The organism is Achromobacter marplatensis (assembly GCF_049060505.1).
GTDB classification, from domain to species: Bacteria; Pseudomonadota; Gammaproteobacteria; order Burkholderiales; family Burkholderiaceae_B; genus Achromobacter; species Achromobacter marplatensis_A.
The window spans coordinates 727,801-742,363 of sequence record NZ_JBMGRB010000001.1 but is presented as its reverse complement, the minus strand read 5'-3'; the positions used below and the strand labels follow the sequence as shown (position 1 = coordinate 742,363).

Sequence of the window (14,563 nt, the reverse complement as noted above, 5' to 3'; positions counted from 1 at the left end):
TCATGCGCCGCGTTTTCCGGGATGACCACGAACTGTTCCGCGATCAGGTAAGGCGCTTTGTCGCCAACGAAATCGCGCCCCACTATGCCGAATGGGAAAAGGCCGGCGTCACGCCGCGTTCGCTCTGGCGGCGCGCGGGCGAAGAAGGTCTGCTCAACTGCGCCCTGCCCGACCCATACGGCCTGGGCGGCGACTTCGGCCACGCCACGGTCGTGATCGAAGCGTTGGCTCACGCCAACTTCCTGGGCATCGGATTTTCTATCCACTCCGACATGGTGGCGCCCTATCTATTGAACTTCGGCACCGATGCGCAGAAGGAACGCTGGCTACCCCCGATGACGCGCGGCGAGGTGATCGGCGCCATCGCCCTGACCGAACCTGGCGCCGGCAGCGACCTCAAGGCCATCCGCACGCGGGCGCGCCGCGACGGCGACAGCTATGTACTCAACGGGCAAAAGACTTTCATCACCAACGGCGTCAATGCCGGCCTGGCCATCGTGCTGGCCAGCACCAACCCGGACCAGGGCGCGCGCGGCCTGTCGTTGTTCTGCGTCGAGGAAAACCTGCCCGGCTACACCAAGGGCGCGGCGCTGGACAAGATCGGCCAGCACAGCCAGGACACCTGCGAACTCTACTTCGACGACGTCCGGGTGCCGGCGGATTGCCTGCTGGGCCAGGAAAACGCCGCCTTCGAATATATGACCCGCGAACTGGCGCGCGAACGGCTGGCGATCGCCTTGCGTGCGGCCGCTTCGGTCGAAGGCATGCTGGATGAAGCGGCGCAGTACACCCGCGATCGTAAGGTCTTCAGCCGCCGCGTGATCGACTATCAGAACACGCGATTCAAGCTGGCCAACGCGCGCGCGCAGACCACGATGCTGCGCGTATTCCTGGACGACTGCCTGGCGCGCCAGATGGCGGGCGAGCTGGACGCCACGACGGCCGCCATCGCCAAGCTGAACGCCACCGAAATCCAGGGCCGCGTGCTGGACGACCTGCTGCAGATGTATGGCGGCTACGGCTACATGGCGGAATACGGCATCGGCCGCGCCTGGGTCGACGCACGCGCATTGCGGATATTCGGCGGCACCAGCGAAGTCATGCTGGAGATCATCGGCCGCAGTTTCAACTGACGCGCGCTTAGACGCGCGCCGCCAGCCATGCGCGCATCAGCGCGCGCGCTTCCGGCGTGTCGTCGATGACCCAAGGGTCTATCGCAAACGCCACGACGCGTTTTGCCCCGTAGCCGCGCGCCACTTCCCATTGCGCTTTGACGCGGCTGAAATCCGCCGAACGCGCTTTGAAGGTGGACCCGTCGGTACTGCCCGACGGCAGTTCCTCGAACAGTTCCATGACCAGGTCGAAAGAGGCCTGGCGCGCAAGCAGCATGTCGTGCAAGGGATCCAGCGCCTGATAGTTCGCCAAGCCGGCCACGCCCACGCCGTCCTGGATCATCGGGTGGATACGCACCTGGTCGAGGATGCCGCGCCACAGCATCATCAGCGACCCGTCACCCGGCAGGCGGCTGTGATACGTCGACATGCAGGGAATGCCGCGGCTGGTGGCCTGCGCCGTGCGCGAGAACGCGTCCAGCCAGGGGATCAGCTGCGCCTGGCGCTCGGCGGACGCCCAGTTGTATTGCTCCAGTTCATACGGCAGATACCAGCCGCGGAACGCGCGGCGCTTGGACCACGGGGCGGATTCCATATAGGCCACCCCACGCGTGCGCGTCTGGTTCAGAAAGCCCGTGAATGCCGCCTTGTCCTTGCCCGCCAGCACATCCCACCAGCGCTGATCGTAAGGCAGGCCGACATGCACGCCGAGCCCCTGATATTCGGCTTCGTCGAAAATGCGGCCCAGCACGGCATCGGGCGCCATCCAGTCATCCGGACGCCCGCCCTCCAGCCCCACCCATTGCAGGAAGATCTCGCGGCAGCCCAGTCGGCGATAAGCCGACAGCCGCACGCGCCAATCGTCGGGGCTCAGGTCCAGGTGGCTGCGCCACAATTGCAGGAACGTGGCGTTCAGCGCCAGCGGCGGCGTACAGGCAGCCAGCGGCGCCAAGGCGCCCACCGCCAGCGCCTGAAGCAGGCGCCGCCGGGACGGGGATGCAGGCAGACGGCGTGTCAGCAGAATATCCTGTGCCGCCTTTAGCCGCGGTTGCCGAACAGGCCGGACAGCGATGCCAGCAGGTCGGTCGGGTTGAATGGCTGGCCCGGCTGCACCGCGCCTTCCGGCGTGGCCTTGTCCACCAACTGCGGCAGCAGCGAAGACAAGGAACCCAGCAAGGAATCCGTGTCCTGGCCGGTCTTGGCAGCTAGGTCATTGACGACGCCAGGATCCAGCACGGAACCAAGCTGGTCGGGACTGACGGGCAGGTTGTGCCCGGTGCCCACCCAGGACGCGACGATTTCGCTCAAGCCGCCCTGCTGGAAGCTGGCGATCAAGCCGCTCAGGCCGCCCGGGTATTTGTTCAATTGCTCGATCAGCGCGGGCAACAGCGATGCCGAGCCTCCTTGCTGACCGCCGCCGGCCATCGAGGCCAAAGTATCCAACAGACTCATCGCCATGCTCCTGGAAAATCGGAAAACCAGTATAGGGCCGGCGCGCGCACAACGCATGTCAGCCCCGTTACCTGAATCCGGATCTTTGCAAAACTTGTAAATCGCGGGGCGGTCAGCCGGGCGCCTTGGCGGTCGCCGACGCTTTCAGCGCTTTGAGTGCCTTCTGCCCGGCGCGGCCGTCCGCCGGCAGACCCAGTTCCCGCTGCGCCGCCTGCAGGGCCTGGCGCGTGCGGGCGCCGATCATGCCGTCGGGCTCGCCGACGTCATAGCCTTTGGCAATAAGCAGCCGTTGCAGTTCGCGCCGTTCCGCTCGCGAAAGACCAGGGTCATCCGTCGGCCAAGCCTGCACCAGCGGACCGCCGCCGCGCAACCGGTCAGACAAATGGGCGATGGCCAACGCGTAGCTCTCGGCCGCGTTGTAGGAATACAGGGCGTCGAAATTGCGCGTCACCAGGAAGGCGGGGCCATTGCGGCCCGCCGGCAACAGCAGGCCGACAGGCGTGTCGCCGCCGGGCAAGGGCTGCCCGTCCGCCCGCGTCACGCCCTGCCTGGCCCATGACGACATCGGACGCTTGTTCTTGCGGCCCGCGCCCGCCGTGTCCGTGCCGGCCGGCAGCCTGACCTCGTAACCCCAGGGCAACGACGAATTCCACCCCGCGCGCTTCAGGAAATTGGCGGTCGAAGCCAGCGCGTCCGGCACGCTGTCGACCAGGTCTCGGCGGCCATCGCCGTCGAAATCCACGGCCAGCCGCAGATAGGTGGACGGCATGAACTGGGTCTGCCCGAACGCGCCGGCCCAGGACCCGACCAGCCGATCGGGCGCGATGTGCTCGTCCTGGATGATCTTCAGGGTGGCGAAGAACTCGCCGCGAAAATACGCCTGGCGGCGGCCGAAGCACGACAGCGTGGACAGCGACGTCAGCAGCGGGCGGCCGCCAAGCGTGCGGCCGAAATTGCTCTCCACGCCCCATACCGCCGCGATGGTGGCCGGGTCGACGCCGTAGCGCGACGCCGCGCGCGCCAGCTCAGGCTGCCAGCGCGCCATGCCCGCCAGCCCGTCCGACACGCGTTCGTCATCGACCAGCCCGGCCATGTAGTCCCAGATCGGTGTCTTGAACTCAGGTTGGGCGTCCAGCAGGCCGATCACGGCCATGTCGGGCGTCAAGCCCGCCGTGTGCGTATCGAAGGTGGCGCCGGACACGCCCGCCTTGAGCGCGGGGCCGCGCAGCTGCGACAGGCACGCGGCAAAGGGCTCCGCCGCCTGTGCGGCGCCCGTCAGCAAGCTCAAAGCGGCGCCGGCAAGCGCGGCGGTCAATACGGATTTCATGTTCGGTTTTCCTTGGAATGGACGGCGTGGGCCAGCGGCTGCGCCAGACCGGTCAGCCGGCTTGCAACGCGGCAAGTTCATCGTCGTCGAAACCCGCGGCGCGACGCGCCTCCAGGTTGAACGGGCCGCGCAGCCGGGGCGCATCGTAACGCCGCGCCAACTCGGCATAGCACGCCACGGGTTCCTGCCCGGCTTCGGCGCACAGCAACTTGAACCAGTAGTTGCCGATGGCGACGTGGCCGATTTCGTCGCGCAAAATGACGTCGACGATGGCCGCGCTTTCCGCGTCGCCTGCCCCGGCCAGTTTGTTGCGGATCATGGGCGACGCGTCCAGGCCGCGCGCCTCCAGCGTGCGCGGCACCAGCGCCAGGCGGGCCAGCAGATCGCCGCGCGTCCGTTCGGCCATGTCCCACAGGCCGTTGTGCGCCGGGAAATCGCCATAGGCGAAACCCAGCGCGGCCAGGCGCTGGCGCAGCAGGTCGAAGTGATAGGCCTCTTCGCGAGCAACACGCAGCCAATCCCGGTAGAAGGCGTCTGGCATGCCGGCGAAGCGCCACAGGATATCCAGCGCCAGGTTGACCGCGTTGAATTCGATGTGGGCCAGCGCGTGCAACAGTGCCGCGCGCCCTTCCTGCGTGGCCATGGAGCGATGCTTGACCTGCGCGGGCGCGACCAGTTGGGGCCGCGCCGGACGGCCGGGCAAGCCGGCGGGCGCCGCGAATTCCCGTTGGCGGTCCAGTGTCGCGGTGTCGGCGATGGCGCGCACCGCCGCCATTTTCTCGGGCCATTCCAACGCGGCCAAGGCCGCCAGCGCCTGCCCGCGCAGGCAGGCGGGTAGCGGCCCTTCCCGCCCGGAAGGCATCGTGTTGCTGTCCATGATGATTGCAAACCCCACGCGGCGCGGCGCCGCTTCAAACCCTGACAAAACCCACGGTTTCAGTACCGCGCGTTGACGATGACTTTATCATTCACGGATGGATTCCCTGCGCCTGACCATCGAAACCGACCTGTCCCGCATCGACGCCCCGCAATGGGACGCGCTGGCCGGCGACCAGCCCTTTCTGCAGCACGCCTTTCTGCGCGCCATGCACGAGACCGGCTGCGCGTCCCCCGGCACGGGCTGGGCGCCACACTACCTGGCGCTGTGGCGCGACGATGCGCTGGCCGCGGCCACGCCGCTCTACCTGAAATCGCATTCGCGCGGCGAGTACGTGTTCGACTATGCCTGGGCCGACGCGTTCCAGCGCCACGGCATGCGCTACTACCCCAAGCTGTTGTCCGCCATCCCCTACACCCCGGTGACGGGGCCGCGCCTGCTGGCGTCCAATGACGAAGACCGCGCCACGCTCGTGCGCGGTCTGATCGCCTTTGCCGAAGAGGTCAAGGTGTCGTCGCTGCATGTGCTGTTCCCATCGGACACCGACATGCGCGCGCTGCGCGACGCCGGCTTCATGATCCGCGAAAGCGTGCAATTCCATTGGACCAACGCCGGCTATGCGGATTTCGACGCGTTCCTGGCGCTGATGAGCCACGACAAGCGCAAGAAGATCCGGCAAGACCGGAAGAAAGTCGCGGCGGCCGGTCTGTCGTACCGCTGGCTGCGCGGCGGCGAAATCGGCGACGCCGAACTTGGTTTTTTCTATGACTGCTATTGCCGTACCTACTTCCAGCACGGCAACCCGCCCTATCTGAACCGCGATTTCTTCGTGCGTGCGCACCGTGAACAGCCCGACGCCTTCGTGTTGATCCTGGCCGAGCGCAGCGGCCAGCCGGTCGCGGCGGCGCTGAACCTGGCGGGGGGCGATGCGCTCTACGGCCGCTACTGGGGGGCGACGGAATATGTGCCGGGGCTGCACTTCGAGACCTGCTATATGCAGTCGATCGCGTACTGCATCGCGCATGGCATCGCCCGTTTCGAAGGCGGTGCGCAGGGTGAACACAAGATGGCGCGCGGGCTGCTGCCTACGCCGACGTGGTCGGCGCATTGGGTCGCCCATCCCGGTTTTGCCGAGGCGATCCAGAACTTTCTGGACGAAGAGACCTCGGCCGTAACGGATTACCTGGGTGAACTGGAAGGGCACACGCCGTTCAAGCGCAGCGAATAGCCCGCGCCGACCCGGGGCCCCGGGCTGTTGCCGGGAAAGGCCCAGCTACGGCTTCAGAGGAAGCGGTCCAGCATCTTGCGGCTGTGCTTGTCCAACGACAGGATGTCGCGCACCAGATAGAAGATGCCGTGGCTGTCGGCGATCAGCAGCGTCTGCGGGCTGAGCCGGCGGATGTCTTCTTCGCCGCGCAAGATGAATGAGGTGGGGCCGCGGTCCGTTTCCACCTTCCAGGTGCTGGGCGTGGCATACGTGGACACGCTGGCCAACTTGCGGATCTCGGGCATGAACTCCCGGCCGGCCAGTTCTTCTTCGATCAACGCGCGCGGCCCGTCGGGCACATCGGACAAGTGTTCGATCCAGACCAGCTCGTGGCCATCGCTGGTGACCAGCGACAGGCCACGGCCCGCTTCGCTGATCGGAAATGCGCGCACAGGGATGACGCCTTCGTGCATTTCGCCGTCGGCGGATTGATATTCCAGACGCCCGAAGGCGTTGCGGCGCAGCTGAAAGGTCGGCAACGTCATGACGATAATCCCGTTTCCGCGTCAGGCCACGGCGGCCATGTCTTCGCTGCCCGACGCCTGCGCGTCGGCTTCCGCCTGGCGCGCCTGCGCCTGGTAGAGGCGATAGTAGGCGCCCTCGCGGGCCATCAGTTCTTCGTGCGGCCCCTGCTCCACGATCTGGCCACGGTCCAGCACGACCAAGCGGTCGGCCTTGCGCAACGTGCTCAGGCGGTGGGCGATGGCAATGGTGGTGCGGCCACGCACCAGATTGTCCAGCGCCTTCTGGATTTCCTTCTCGGTCGTGGTGTCCACCGACGACGTCGCTTCGTCCAGGATCAGGATGCGCGGGTCGATCAGCAACGCGCGGGCAATCGAGATGCGTTGGCGTTCGCCGCCGGACAGGGCCTGTCCGCGTTCGCCCACCAGTGAGTCGTACCCATGCGGCAAGCGCAGGATGAACTCGTGCGCATGGGCGGCGCGGGCCGCGGCCACGATTTCGTCGCGCGTCGCGTCGGGTTTGCCGTAGGCGATGTTCTCGGCGATGGTGCCAAAGAACAGGAACGGCTCTTGCAGCACCAGCCCGATGTTGCGGCGGTAGTCCGCCACGCGCACCGAGCGGATGTCGGCGCCGTCCACCAGCACGGCGCCTTCGGACACGTCGTAGAAGCGGCAGATCAGGTTGATCAGCGTGCTTTTGCCCGAACCGCTGTGACCCACCAGGCCAATCATTTCGCCCGGGGCGATGGTCAGGTCCAGCCCGCGGATGACCTGGCGATTGCCGTAGCGGAAACCCACGTCGCGCAATTCGATGCGGCCGTTGATCTGCGGCAGCTTGGCCGGATTCTGCGGTTCCGGCACGCTGGACACGTGATCCAGGATATCGAAGATGCGCTTGGCGCCGGCCGCCGCTTTCTGCGTGACCGAGACAATGCGGCTCATCGAATCCAGGCGCATGTAGAAGCGCCCGATATACGCCAGGAACGCCGCCAGGACGCCGACGGTGATCTGCTTTTGCGAGACCTGCCAGATGCCGAAGATCCATACGACCAGCAGGCCGACCTCGGTCAGCAGCGTGACGGTGGGCGAAAACAGCGACCAGGTCGTGTTCACGCGGTCGTTGACTTCCAGGTTGCGGTTGTTGGCTTCGCGGAAACGCGCGACTTCGCGTTTTTCCTGGGCGAAGGCCTTCACCACGCGAATGCCCGGAATGGTGTCGGCCAGCACGTTGGTGATCTCGGACCAGATGCGATCGACCTTTTCAAAGCCATGGCGCAGGCGGTCGCGCACCGCGTGGATCATCCAGATGATGAACGGCAGCGGCACCAGCGTGACCAGCGCCAGCCACGGGTTGATCGACACCAGGATCACCGCCGTCATGACGATCATCAGGATGTCGTTGGCGAAGTCCAGCAGGTGCAACGACAGGAAAACGCAGATGCGATCGGTTTCGCTGCCGATGCGCGAGATCAGGTCGCCCGTGCGCTTGCCGCCGAAATACTCCAGCGACAGCTGCTGCAAATGCTCATAGGTGGTTGTGCGCAGGTCGGCGCCGATGCGTTCGCTGACCCAGGCCAGGATGTAGGTTCGGGCCCAGCCCAGCCCCCAGGCCAGGAAGGCGGACGCCAGCAGCCCGCTGAGATACAGGCGGACCTTGCTGTAGTCGATCGGCGCGCCGTTCTGGAACGGAATCAGCACATCGTCCATCAGCGGCATGGTCAGGTACGGCGGCACCAGGGTGGCGGCCGTGCCCAGCAGCGTCAGGATGAAACCGGCCAGCAACGGGCCGCGGTACGGGCGGGCGAAACGCCACAGGCGCAGGAGCGCCCAGGTGGTGGACGGCGCCGCCTGCGACTGGTGGCAGGCGGGGCATTCTTCCTCGTCCGCGGGAATGACGTTATTACAGTTGGTGCAGGTCCGTTCCGCCCGTTCCTGTTCGGGAAGGCCGGAAAGCCGGATCGCCTGCTGCGATTCGAACTGGGCCAACAGGCGCAACGCGGCCGGATTGCGGGCCAGCGTGAACCGCCAGACGGCCAGGCGGGCGCTATCGTCGTGCAACTCCAGCACGGCGGCGCCGGCGTGATCGGACAGATTTAGCGTTAATTGGGGGCCATAGACCCACGATTCCCAGCCGTTGTCGTCGGAATTGCGCGCCAACAGGCGGCGGTCGGTGGCCGCGATCAACCCAGGCTGGAACTTCAGCCGCTGATCCAGGTCTATTTCAACCCAGGCCAGCAGGCTTTCGCCGTCCGCCAGTTCAGCGCGGATTTCGTCCCGCCAGCGGGCAGGAAAGGCATCGGCAAGGCCGGAAAGCAGGTGTGGTTTTTTCATTGGAACGCATACCGGGCCAGGACTCTGCCCTACTAGGCGGCAACCGGTTTACCGCCCACGGCGGCAAACGTGTCCCTTCCTTACAACACAACGAGTTCACGCCTTGAAGGCGTCGTATAGTAGCAGCCGATTTTTCTAATTAGGAATATCTGGGATCCCCCACTCGTTGGCATTATTCTTACAGCGCAACCCCAAAAATTCGCAATAAATTCGCGGTCTTACATAGGGGCGTCCGCGCGTGCCAACCTGCTTCTCAAGTAAATTAAAACATGAAAAAGAAAGACATTGAATTTCTCGATGTCGTGGCTTTGCGCGGCCCGAACATTTGGACGTATCGCCCGGTCCTGGAAGCATGGGTGGATATTGGTGAACTGGAGGACTTTCCGTCCAACACCATTCCCGGGTTTTACGAGCGCCTCTCCAACTGGCTGCCGACCCTGATCGAGCACCGTTGCAGCCCCGGCGTCCGCGGCGGTTTCCTGGCCCGCCTGAAAGAAGGCACCTGGCCCGGCCACATTCTTGAACATGTCACCCTGGAATTGCAAAACCTGGCCGGATTGCGCGGCGGTTTCGGCAAAGCCCGGGAAACCTCGACCCGCGGCGTCTACAAGGTCGTCGTGCGCGCCTGGCAGGAGCAGGTCACCCGCACCGCCCTGAACGAGGCGCGCGACCTGGTCATGGCGGCCATCGAAGACCGCCCGTTCGACGTGCCCGCTACCGTTGCCCGCCTGCGCAGCCTGGTGGACAAGCATTGCCTGGGCCCCAGTACGGCCTGCATCGTGGATGCCGCCGATGACCGCGACATCCCTTATATCCGCTTGTTCGAGGGCAACCTCGTACAGTTCGGCTACGGTTCGGCCCAGCGCCGGATCTGGACCGCCGAAACCGACCGCACCAGCGCCATCGCCGAAGGGATCTCGCGCGACAAGGACCTGACCAAAGAGCTGCTGTCGACCTGCGGCGTGCCGGTGCCGGAAGGCCGCCTGGTACGCAGCGAGGACGACGCCTGGGAAGCCGCCGAAGACATCGGCCTGCCCGTCGTGGTCAAGCCCTATGACGGCAACCATGGCCGCGGCGTATTCACCAACCTGACGACCCGCGACGAAGTCGTGTCCGCCTACCGTGTCGCGGTGGACGAAGGCAGTGGCGTCATCGTAGAGCGCTTCGTGCTGGGCAACGAACACCGCCTGCTGGTGGTGGGCAACCGCATGGTGGCCGCCGCCGCTGGCGAACTGGCCTGGGTGACGGGCGACGGCAAGTCCACCATCACCGAACTGATCGACAGCCAGATCAACACCGATCCCCGCCGCGGCCGCACGGAAAACCATCCCCTGAATCCGGTGCGCCTGGATTCCGCCGCCCGCCTTGAAATTGCCCGTCAGGGCTTGTCCGAGGACAGCGTTCCCGAAGCGGGCCAGCGCGTGCTGGTGCAGCGCAGCGGCAACGTCGCCTTCGACGTGACCGACCGCGTGCATCCCAGCATCGCCGCCACCGTGACCCTGGCCGCCCGCGTGGTGGGCCTGGACATCGCCGGCGTCGACCTGGTGGCCGAAGACATCTCCCGGCCGCTTGCGGAACAGCGCGGCGCCATCGTGGAAGTCAACGCCGGCCCGGGCTTGCTGATGCACCTGAAACCCGCCGACGGCACGCCGCGCCCGGTGGGCCGCGCCATCGTCGATCACCTGTTCCCCGAAGGCGACGCCGGGCGCATCCCCATCGTGGGCGTCACCGGCACCAACGGCAAGACCGTGGTGGCGCGCCTGGTGGCCCGCCTGTTGCACCTGTCGGGCAAGCGCACGGGTCTGGCCTGCAGCGAAGGACTCTACCTGGACCGCCGTCTGGTGCAAAAGGGCGACCGCGCCGACTTCACGTCGGGCACCCGATTGCTGATGAACCGCAACGTGGATGCCGCGGTCATCGAAAACGACAGCGGCGTCATCCTGGGCCAAGGCCTGGCCTATGACCGCTGCCAGGTCGGCGTGGTTACCAACATCGACGACGCCGACCATCTGGGCGACTTCGACATCAATGAAACGGAGCGCATGTTCAATGTGTTCCGCACGCAGGTCGACGTGGTACTGCCCACCGGCGCCGCGGTGCTCAATGCACGCGACCCGCGCGTGGTGGAAATGGCCGAGCTCTGCGACGGCGCCGTGATCTTCTTCGGCATCGACCCCGCCCTGCCCGCCATCGCCGCCCATTTGCAACAGGACGGCCGCGCGGTGTTCGTCCGCGACGGCAGCATCGTCCTGGCCCTGGGCGCCCGCGAAGAACGGCTGGCCGACGTGGCCGCGATCCCGTTGACGCATGGCGGCCGCGTTGCCTTCCAGGTTGAAAACGTGCTGGCCGCGGTGGGCGCCGCCTGGGCGCTGGACATCCCCGTGGAACTCATCCGCGCCGGCATCGAAACCTTCGACATCGACCAGGCCGACGCGCCGTGGCAATTCACGCTGTTCGAACGCAACGGCGGCACCGTGGTGGTGGACGACGTGCACAACGCCTCGGCGCTGCGCCCCCTGATCCAGGCCATCGACCAGTTCCCGTCGGCGACCCGCGCCGTGGTCTATTCCGCCGGCGCCGACCGGCGCGACGCAGACCTGATCGAACAGGGCCGCCTGCTGGGCGACGCGTTCGACCGCGTCGTGCTCTACGACGACAAGACGGTCAATAGCAAGCGCCCAGAGGGCCAGGCGCGCGCGCTGCTGCGCCAGGGCCTGTCGCAAGGCAGCCGCGTGAAAGACATCCAGGACGAGCCCGACCATGGCAAGGCCATCGAGAGCGTGCTGAACGGCATTGCGGCTGGCGACTTCGCCCTGCTGCAGTCCGACGAAGCATTCTCCGGCCCCACCATCGATCTGGTCCGCCGCTGGATTCAACAATACTGACAGGAATACCTGCCATGGAAGTTTCCCGTATCCGAGCTCTGCGCGGCCCCAATCTGTGGAGCAAGAACACCGCGATCGAGGCCATCGTTTCCTGCGCCGACGCCGAGTGCTCCATCGACAACCTGCCCGAGTTCGAAGCCCGCCTGCGCGCGCGGCTGCCGCAGACCGGCCTGATGCGCCCGGAGGGCCATCAAGATGCCGTGTCGATCGCCCACGTCTTGCAGATCGTCGCACTGACGATGCAGGCGCACGCCGGCTGCCCCGTCACCTTCGGCCGCACCTCCTCCACGATCGAACCCGGCGTGTTCCAGGTAGTGGTCGAATACAGCGAAGAGGAAGTCGGCAAGCTGGCAATGGAGCTGGCGCAAGCGCTGGTCCGCGCCGCGCTGGACGACACCCCGTTCGACTTCGCCGATGCGCTCAAGCGCCTGCGGGATCTGGACGAAGACGTGCGCCTGGGACCCAGCACGGGTTCCATCGTGAACGCCGCCGTTGCCCGCAACATTCCCTACCGCCGCCTGACCCAAGGCAGCATGGTGCAGTTCGGCTGGGGCAGCAAGCAACGCCGCATCCAGGCCGCCGAAACCGATCGGACCAGCGCCATCTCCGAATCGATCGCGCAGGACAAGGACCTGACCAAGATGCTGCTGGACGCCGCCGGCGTGCCGGTGCCGATGGGCCGTTCCGTGACATCCGCCGAAGAAGCCTGGGCCGCCGCACAAGAGCTTGACGGCCCCGTGGTCGTCAAACCGCGCGACGGCAGCCAGGGGCGCGGCGTGGCCGTGAACATCGAAACGCGCGAGCGCGTGATCCAGGCATTCGAAGTGGCCGAAGAGATCAGCTCGGAAGTAATTGTCGAACGCTACATCCCCGGCCACGATTTCCGCCTGCTGGTGGTGGGCGGCGCGCTGGTCGCGGCATCGCGCCGCGATCCGCCCCAAGTGACGGGCGACGGCCAGCACACCATCCGCGAACTGGTGGAACAGGTCAATGCCGACCCCTTGCGCGGCGATGGCCACGCCACGTCGCTGACCAAGATCCGGTTTGACGACATCGCGCTGGCAACGCTGAAGAAGCAAGGGTTCGACGCCGATTCCGTGCCGCCTCCGGGCACGCTGATCTTCCTGCGCAACAACGCCAACCTCAGTACCGGCGGATCGGCCACCGACGTGACCGATGAAGTGCATCCCGAAATGGCGGCGCGCGCGGTGTCCGCGGCCCGCATGATCGGCCTGGACATCTGCGGCGTGGACGTCGTGGCCGAGAGCGTGCAGTACCCCTTGGAAGAACAACATGGCGGCGTGGTGGAAGTGAACGCCGCCCCCGGGCTGCGCATGCACTTGAACCCGTCGTTCGGCAAGGGCCGTGCGGTGGGCGAAGCCATCATCGCGAACATGTACGCCGATGGCGACGACGGCCGCATCCCGGTGGTGGCCGTTGCCGGCACCAACGGCAAGACGACCACGGTGCGCCTGACCGCCCACCTGCTGGGCGCGGCCGGCAACCGCGTCGGCATGACCAATTCCGACGGCGTCTACGTGGACAACCTGCGCATCGACACTGGCGACTGCAGCGGCCCGCGCAGCGCCCGCAGCGTGCTCATGCACCCCGACGTGGACGCCGCCGTGTTCGAAACGGCGCGGGGCGGCATTCTGCGCGAAGGCCTGGCTTTCGACCGCTGCAACGTGGCCATCGTCACCAACATCGGCATGGGCGATCACCTGGGCCTGGGCTACATCAGCACGGTGGAAGACCTGGCCGTGGTCAAGCGCGTGATCGTGCAACACGTGCACCCATCGGGCACGGCGGTGCTGAACGCCGCCGACCCCATCGTGGCCGACATGGCCGCGAGCTGCCCGGGTTCAATCACCTATTTCGCCGAAGACCGCAATCACCCCGTGTTGGCCACCCACCGTGCGCAGGGCCTGCGCGCGGTCTACCGCGACGGCGATGCGATCGTCGCGGCGCACGGCGCCGACGAGGTCCGCCTGCCGCTATGCGACATCCCCCTCACGCGCAACGGCACGATCACGTTCCAGGTTGAAAACGCGATGGCGTCGATTGCCGCCGCCTGGGCGCTGAATCTGGACTGGGACATCATCCGCCGCGGCCTGGCCACCTTTGTAAACGATGCCCAGACCGCGCCTGGACGCTTCAATGTGTTCGACCACCGCGGCGCCACGGTGATCGCGGACTATGGCCATAATCCCGACGCGATCCTCGCGCTGGTGCGCGCGGTGGACGCCATGCCCGCCAAGCGCCGCTCGGTCGTCATCAGCGGGGCGGGCGACCGCCGCGATGAAGACATCCGTATGCAAACCGAGATCCTGGGGGCCGCATTCGACGACGTGCTGCTGTATCAAGACCAATGCCAACGCGGCCGCGCCGACGGGGAAGTGCTGGCGTTGCTGCAGGAAGGCCTGGTCGGCGCGCCGCGCACGACGCACATCGAAGAGATACACGGCGAGTTCCTGGCGATTGATACAGCGCTGGGACGCTTGGCGGCCGGCGATCTGTGCCTGATCCTGGTCGACCAAGTGGAAGCGGCGCTGGACCACATCGCCCGTCGCATCGCCGAGGGCTGATCGCCCCCGCATCCATGGCCATTGCGGCCATGCCTGCGGCCATACAAACGGGGCGCCCTGGCGCCCCGTTTTCTTGCCCGGCGGTTGGCCGTCTTCGCGCGACCGTCGTGCCCGCCGCGCGACCGCCCGACCGCCCTTGCCAAGCCCCGCCGCGTCAGCCGCGGGACGCCTCGACAGGCGCCGTCGCCTGGTACCTGTCCGTCACGTGGGTGCACCCCACGGCTGCCATGGCGGCCAGCGTCAGCAAGATAGCGCTGCAAAGTCGT

The 14,563-nt window shown here is 66.4% G+C and carries 10 protein-coding genes; 4 read left to right on the top strand and 6 right to left on the bottom strand.

Features of this window, described 5'->3' with window-relative positions:
- Positions 1–2 precede the first annotated feature (2 nt).
- The gene (locus ACI0FO_RS03295) at positions 3–1,133 is read left to right on the top strand and encodes an acyl-CoA dehydrogenase family protein (RefSeq protein ID WP_416024093.1); all 1,131 of its coding nucleotides are present in this window, start codon (positions 3–5) and stop codon (positions 1,131–1,133) included.
- 7 nt (positions 1,134–1,140) lie between these two features.
- On the opposite strand, the gene ACI0FO_RS03290 is transcribed toward ACI0FO_RS03295, so the two are convergent.
- From ACI0FO_RS03290 to ACI0FO_RS03275, 4 genes are all read right to left on the bottom strand, one after another.
- Positions 1,141–2,073, bottom strand: coding sequence for a DUF4434 domain-containing protein (locus ACI0FO_RS03290; RefSeq protein WP_416024092.1), 933 nt, complete (start codon positions 2,071–2,073; stop codon positions 1,141–1,143).
- Positions 2,074–2,150: 77 nt separating this feature from the next.
- Entirely contained in the window at positions 2,151–2,564 is a 414-nt protein-coding gene (locus tag ACI0FO_RS03285; RefSeq protein WP_416024091.1) for a YidB family protein, read from the bottom strand.
- Between the two features lie 112 nt (positions 2,565–2,676).
- Positions 2,677–3,891: a lytic murein transglycosylase gene (locus ACI0FO_RS03280; protein ID WP_416024089.1), complete on the bottom strand. Its 1,215-nt coding sequence runs from the start codon at positions 3,889–3,891 to the stop codon at positions 2,677–2,679.
- A 52-nt stretch (positions 3,892–3,943) separates the two neighbouring features.
- On the bottom strand, positions 3,944–4,768 hold the full coding sequence (locus ACI0FO_RS03275) for a ferritin-like domain-containing protein (RefSeq protein WP_416024087.1): 825 nt from the start codon (positions 4,766–4,768) through the stop codon (positions 3,944–3,946).
- A 97-nt stretch (positions 4,769–4,865) separates the two neighbouring features.
- Between ACI0FO_RS03275 and ACI0FO_RS03270 the strand changes: the two genes are divergently transcribed.
- Positions 4,866–5,996 (top strand): GNAT family N-acetyltransferase, encoded by a 1,131-nt coding sequence (locus tag ACI0FO_RS03270; protein WP_416024084.1) that lies wholly within the window; start codon positions 4,866–4,868, stop codon positions 5,994–5,996.
- Between the two features lie 53 nt (positions 5,997–6,049).
- Here the strand turns inward: ACI0FO_RS03270 and ACI0FO_RS03265 are convergent, their stop codons facing one another.
- The gene (locus ACI0FO_RS03265; protein WP_416024082.1) at positions 6,050–6,520 is read right to left on the bottom strand and encodes a DUF1854 domain-containing protein; all 471 of its coding nucleotides are present in this window, start codon (positions 6,518–6,520) and stop codon (positions 6,050–6,052) included.
- A 21-nt stretch (positions 6,521–6,541) separates the two neighbouring features.
- Positions 6,542–8,827, bottom strand: a complete 2,286-nt coding sequence (locus tag ACI0FO_RS03260; RefSeq protein ID WP_416024080.1) for an ABC transporter ATP-binding protein — start codon at positions 8,825–8,827, stop codon at positions 6,542–6,544.
- 269 nt (positions 8,828–9,096) lie between these two features.
- Between ACI0FO_RS03260 and cphA (ACI0FO_RS03255) the strand changes: the two genes are divergently transcribed.
- Together cphA (ACI0FO_RS03255) and cphA (ACI0FO_RS03250) are read left to right on the top strand one after the other, a co-directional pair.
- Positions 9,097–11,712: a cyanophycin synthetase gene (gene cphA / locus ACI0FO_RS03255; RefSeq protein WP_416024079.1), complete on the top strand. Its 2,616-nt coding sequence runs from the start codon at positions 9,097–9,099 to the stop codon at positions 11,710–11,712.
- A gap of 14 nt (positions 11,713–11,726) precedes the next feature.
- A complete protein-coding gene (gene cphA / locus ACI0FO_RS03250) occupies positions 11,727–14,297 on the top strand; it encodes a cyanophycin synthetase (protein WP_416024077.1) in 2,571 nt (856 codons plus the stop codon).
- Positions 14,298–14,563 lie beyond the last annotated feature (266 nt).